Here is a 4,360-nt window from a genome sequence, read left to right as displayed (position 1 = left end):
GGGCGCGGCTTGTGGCCTGCCCGCGCCGCGCTATTCGACCCAGCTCACCCGCGTCCTGCAGCGGCATCATGACCAGGCACTGACGCCATCGGAGGCCCGGTCACGGGCCATCGGTCCCGACGCCCTGCGCCCTGGCTGGTATGTCAGCCACGCCGGCGGCAGGATCCGCCAGTACCTGAAGTTCAATGGCCATTACTTCAAGGTGCGTCCGCGGCAGGTGGACCGCTACACCGAGCGGCTTTCGTTGTACCTTCCCCGCCGCATCCGCATGGGCGGGCAGCGGCTGGGGCCGCGCCCGCACCGCCACCACATCGCGGATGTCCGCCAGTCGCTGGTCGTGCAGGAACAGCGCTTCATGACCCAGGCCGAGTTCAACGTGGAGTACCGGGGCCTGCCCAGCCTCGACGCCGCGCGCGTGTACGAAAGTGCGATCCAGAACGCTGCGGGCCTGCGGGTGAGTCAGGCGCAGCGCGCCGCCATCCGCAGCTACCTGATCCATCGCCGACGCTCGCTGGACAGCTATCTCCAGACGCAGGATGCGTCACGTGGCACACGCGAGCAGGCTGAGGCGGTGGCCCGCATCAACCGCGGCCTCGCACGCATTCCAGCTTATGAAGGACGGCTTTACACGGCGCTGCTGTTCAACGAAGACGCGCTGGTCGAGCTGCAACCCGGGCACACTGTCTACAGCCGCAGCTTCCTCGTTGCCAGCGGGGATCGCAGTCGCGTGCAGGCGGGACTGCGCGCGCACGGACGGGCCGCACCGGGCACGCGCCGTGTGCTGGTGCGGCTGGATACCCACCGCCACGCCCACCCGACCGGCCTGCTCTCGTTGCAGGAAGAGGCCCAGGCGATGATCGCCAACAACGTGGTGTTCCGGGTGGTGGAAAACCAGCCCGGCCGCCTGGTCCTGGAAGAACTGGGGCCGGCCCGCCAGGCGCTGGGCACGCTGGGGGCGCAGCCGCTGCGCGCTGTCGCCTTGCCACATTGAAAATAGAAAGGGCGGGGAAATCCCCGCCCTCTCCGTCACGCGTTCCGACGACTCAGGTCAATGCGATCGGCTTGGTCTTGCGTTCGGCCAAGCGCTTTTCAAGGTAGTGGATGTTCTGCCCACCGGCCTGGAAGCCCTTGTCGCGCATGATGCGCTGCTGCAGGGCGACGTTGGTCTTGATGCCGTCCACCACCATCTCGCTCAGTGCCACGCGCATGCGCGCGATGGCGGTTTCGCGGTCGGGGCCGTGCACGATCAGCTTGCCGATCATCGAGTCGTAGTTCGAGGGCACGCGGTAGCCGCTGTAGATGTGCGTATCCACGCGCACGCCAGGGCCGCCCGGCGGATGGAAGCCGGTGATGGTGCCGGGGCTGGGCACGAAGGTTTCGGCATCTTCGGCGTTGATGCGGCACTCGATGGCGTGGCCGGTCAGCACGATGTCGCTCTGCTTGATGCTGAGCTTCTGGCCGGCGGCGATCTTGAGCTGTTCGGCGACCAGGTCGATGCCGGTCACCATTTCCGTCACCGGGTGCTCGACCTGGATACGGGTGTTCATTTCGATGAAGTAGAAGCGGCCGTCTTCGTACAGGAACTCGAAGGTGCCCGCGCCGCGGTAGCCGATGCGGATGCAGGCTTCCACGCAGACCTTGCCGATGGCATCGCGCTGCTCGTTGCTGATGCCCGGAGCCGGGGCCTCTTCCACCACCTTCTGGTGGCGGCGCTGCATCGAGCAGTCGCGCTCGCCGAGGTGGATGGCATTGCCCTGGCCGTCGGCCAGCACCTGGATCTCCACGTGACGCGGATTTTCCAGGAACTTCTCCATGTACACCTCACCATTGCCGAACGCGGCCTTGGCCTCGCTCTTGGTGGTTTCAATGGAGGTCTTCAGCGAGGCCTCGGCGTGCACCACGCGCATGCCGCGACCGCCGCCACCACCGGCCGCCTTGATGATGACCGGGTAGCCGATCTCACGGGCGATCTTGGTGTTGGCGACGATGTCTTCGCCCAGTGGCCCGCCCGAGCCGGGCACGCACGGCACGCCGGCGGCCTTCATCGCGCGGATGGCTTCGACCTTGTCACCCATCATGCGGATGGTGTCGGCCTTGGGACCGATGAAGATGAAGCCGGATTCTTCCACGCGCTCGGCAAAGTCGGCGTTTTCCGACAGGAAGCCGTAGCCCGGGTGGATGGCCTGTGCATCGGTCACTTCGGCCGCGGCGATAAGCGCCGGAATGTTGAGGTAGCTTTCCGGCGACGGGGCCGGACCAATGCAGACCGACTCGTCGGCCATGGCCACGTGCTTGAGGTTGCGGTCGACCGTGGAATGCACGGCCACCGTGCGGATGCCCAGGGTGTGACACGCGCGCAGAATGCGCAGCGCGATCTCCCCTCGGTTGGCAATAACGACTTTGTCGAGCATGGACGCGTCCTTAGCCGATCACGAACAGCGGCTGGTCGAATTCGACCGGCTGGCCGTTTTCGCCCAGGATGGCGACGATGGTGCCGGCGACGTCGGCTTCGATCGGGTTGAACATCTTCATCGCTTCGATGATGGCCAGGGTTTCGCCTGCCTTCACCTGCTGGCCCACCGACACGAAGGCCGGCTTGTCCGGAGCAGCCGATGCGTAGAAGGTGCCGACCATCGGCGAACGCAGCACGTGGCCTTCTGGCAGCGCCGGGCCCGGCTTGGCGGTGCCGCCGGTGGAGGCTTCGGTCGGCGACTGCATCGGCATGGCCGGCGCGGCGGCCACCGGGGCCGGGGCGATCATCTGCACGGGAGCCGGGGCGTAACCGGCGACCGGGGCGCGCGACAGGCGCACCGACTCTTCGCCTTCCTTGATTTCGATTTCAGCCAGGTTCGACTCTTCCAGCAGGTCGATCAGCTTCTTGATTTTGCGCAGGTCCATGGAGGCCTCGTTGGTCGTGTATGGGGTCGGTAAGAAGGAACGCTCAGGCAAGCCGCATCAGTGCGGCGTCCATTGCATAACGGTAGCTGTCGGCCCCGAAGCCACAGATCACGCCCACCGCCTTGTCGCTGAAGTAGCTGTGCTGGCGGAACGGTTCGCGGCTGTGCGGGTTGGACAGGTGGATCTCGATGAAGGGCACGTCCACCGCCGCCAGCGCGTCGCGCAGGGCGACCGAGGTGTGGGTGAACGCGGCCGGGTTGATCAGGATGAAGGCGGTGCCGTCTTCACGGGCGGCCTGCACGCGATCCACCAGGATGTGCTCGGCGTTGGACTGCAGGCTCTCCACGACGTGACCGGCAGCCTGGGCTTGGCCCAGCAGGGCCTGGTCGATCTGCGCCAGCGTGGTGTGCCCATACACCCCTGGCTCGCGGGTGCCGAGCAGGTTGAGGTTGGGGCCATGCAGGACCAGCAGTTTCGCCATGGGGACCACGGAATCGGAAAGGGCGAAGTCTGGCGGATGCGGTGGATGGTGTCCAGTTCGGCGAAGTTACGCGTGTTTCAATCAATCGTTTGAAAATCAGGCGGAACGCTTGACGCTTATGGCCTGCACCGGCCCTGGGCTACGTGAACCGGTCTTAGCCTGCCTGATCGGCGAAGTTGGCCAGCTCTTCAGGGTCGCCTTGGGGAAACGCCGCCTTCAGGCAGTCCAGGAACGCCGATACCCGTGCGCTGAGCAGCCGCCGGGACGGGTACAGCGCCCAGACCTCGATCGGTGGCCCCTTCGCATCGCCCCACGCCGCCAGTTGCCCAGACCGCAGGTCGGAGGCGACCAGTGAGTAGGGCAGCAGCGCGGCCCCCGTGCCGGCGCGAGCGGCGTCGCGGATCATGATCAGCGAGGCCAGCCGCAGCACCGGCGCTATCGCGACGTGGCGGTTGCCGCGCGGCGTCGCCAGCTCCCAGCCGGCGGCATCGCTGGAAGGGCGGACCACCGCCGGCACGGCGTCGTTGCCGGCCGGCAGGGTCAGATCCGGATGTGCGACGACGACCAGGCGGTCGCGCAGCAGCACCCGGCCGACCAGTCGCTCGTCGGTCTTCGGGTTGACCCGGATCACCAGGTCATAGCCTTCCTCGATCATGTCCACGGCACGATCCTCGGTGGTGATCTCCAGATGCACCTGCGGATAGCGCTGCGCAAAACGTGCGGCGATCTTTCCAAGTGCCATCTGCGAAAACAGCAGGGGCGCGCTTACCCGCAAGCGGCCGCGCGGAATGTCGCCGCCGCTGGCGATCAAGGTAGTGGCCTCGTCCAGCTCCGTCAGCAGAGATTCGGTACGGGCATACAGGGCGCGACCTTCTTCGGTGAGTTTGAGCGTGTGCGAGCCGCGTTCAAACAAACGCACGCCCAGGCTGGCCTCCAGCTCGCCGACCCGACGCGACAGGGTGGCTTTGGGACGCTCGGCGG

Annotated in this window: 5 protein-coding genes; 1 reads left to right on the top strand and 4 read right to left on the bottom strand. The window is 66.6% G+C overall.

What is annotated here, in order from left to right; genetic code table 11:
- The coding region (locus EGJ34_RS22405; protein WP_185750277.1) for a hypothetical protein at positions 1 to 991 on the top strand (991 nt) is incomplete at its 5' end.
- 52 nt (positions 992 to 1,043) lie between these two features.
- On the opposite strand, the gene accC is transcribed toward EGJ34_RS22405, so the two are convergent.
- From accC to EGJ34_RS20675, 4 genes are all read right to left on the bottom strand, one after another.
- Positions 1,044 to 2,411: an acetyl-CoA carboxylase biotin carboxylase subunit gene (accC, locus tag EGJ34_RS20690; RefSeq protein ID WP_125362306.1), complete on the bottom strand. Its 1,368-nt coding sequence runs from the start codon at positions 2,409 to 2,411 to the stop codon at positions 1,044 to 1,046.
- A 10-nt stretch (positions 2,412 to 2,421) separates the two neighbouring features.
- Positions 2,422 to 2,898, bottom strand: coding sequence for an acetyl-CoA carboxylase biotin carboxyl carrier protein (gene accB / locus EGJ34_RS20685; RefSeq protein ID WP_125362305.1), 477 nt, complete (start codon positions 2,896 to 2,898; stop codon positions 2,422 to 2,424).
- A gap of 43 nt (positions 2,899 to 2,941) precedes the next feature.
- Positions 2,942 to 3,379, bottom strand: a complete 438-nt coding sequence (aroQ, locus tag EGJ34_RS20680) for a type II 3-dehydroquinate dehydratase (RefSeq protein WP_125362304.1) — start codon at positions 3,377 to 3,379, stop codon at positions 2,942 to 2,944.
- A 154-nt stretch (positions 3,380 to 3,533) separates the two neighbouring features.
- Positions 3,534 to 4,360: LysR family transcriptional regulator (locus tag EGJ34_RS20675; RefSeq protein WP_148100538.1), on the bottom strand; the 827-nt coding region annotated here is incomplete at its 5' end.

The organism is Stenotrophomonas sp. 278 (genome assembly GCF_003935715.1).
GTDB lineage: Bacteria > Pseudomonadota > Gammaproteobacteria > Xanthomonadales > Xanthomonadaceae > Stenotrophomonas > Stenotrophomonas maltophilia_AH.
The sequence above is the reverse complement of the archived record's forward strand: the minus strand, read 5'-3'. Positions and strand labels throughout refer to the sequence as shown.